Source organism: Flavobacterium poyangense (assembly GCF_011751075.1).
Lineage (GTDB): Bacteria > Bacteroidota > Bacteroidia > Flavobacteriales > Flavobacteriaceae > Flavobacterium > Flavobacterium poyangense.
Window position 1 is genome coordinate 1 of sequence record NZ_JAALLN010000094.1, and the last position, 732, is coordinate 732.

Consider the following 732-nt stretch of genomic DNA (forward strand, 5'->3'; position numbering starts at 1 on the left):
AAGGTCTTTACGAAAATTTGCATACCTCCACGAAGTCGCAATACCAGATGGAGTGTGGATTCTTTTTGAATATTGTAATCGGAGAGCGTACGACCATCTTCCAATTGTTTTCCAGCGAAGATCAACCTCTGCTGGTCTGGGGGGATACCTTCCTTGTCCTGGATCTTAGCCTTTACGTTCTCGATCGTGTCGGAAGCCTCGACTTCAAGGGTGATGGTTTTACCCGTAAGGGTCTTTACGAAGATTTGCATGCCACCACGAAGTCGGAGGACCAGATGAAGTGTCGACTCTTTCTGGATGTTATAGTCGGACAGAGTACGGCCATCCTCGAGCTGCTTGCCAGCAAAGATCAATCTCTGCTGGTCTGGGGGAATGCCTTCTTTGTCTTGAATCTTGGCCTTGACATTCTCAATAGTGTCAGAAGCCTCAACCTCAAGGGTGATGGTCTTGCCGGTCAAGGTTTTGACAAAAATCTGCATGCCTCCTCTCAGACGAAGTACCAGATGGAGTGTTGATTCTTTCTGGATGTTATAATCAGAAAGAGTTCTTCCATCTTCAAGCTGTTTTCCAGCAAAAATTAGACGTTGCTGGTCTGGAGGGATGCCCTCTTTGTCTTGGATTTTGGCTTTGACATTTTCAATTGTGTCTGAAGCTTCAACCTCCAAGGTGATGGTCTTTCCAGTCAAAGTCTTGACAAAGATTTGCATTCCTCCTCTTAGACGCAAGACCAAA

Annotated in this window: 1 protein-coding gene; it reads right to left on the reverse strand. The window is 45.9% G+C overall.

Annotated features, from left to right (window positions below; translation table 11 throughout):
- A partial coding sequence (locus G3A47_RS23930; protein ID WP_243860563.1) for a ubiquitin family protein occupies window positions 1-732 on the reverse strand: 732 nt, incomplete at both ends.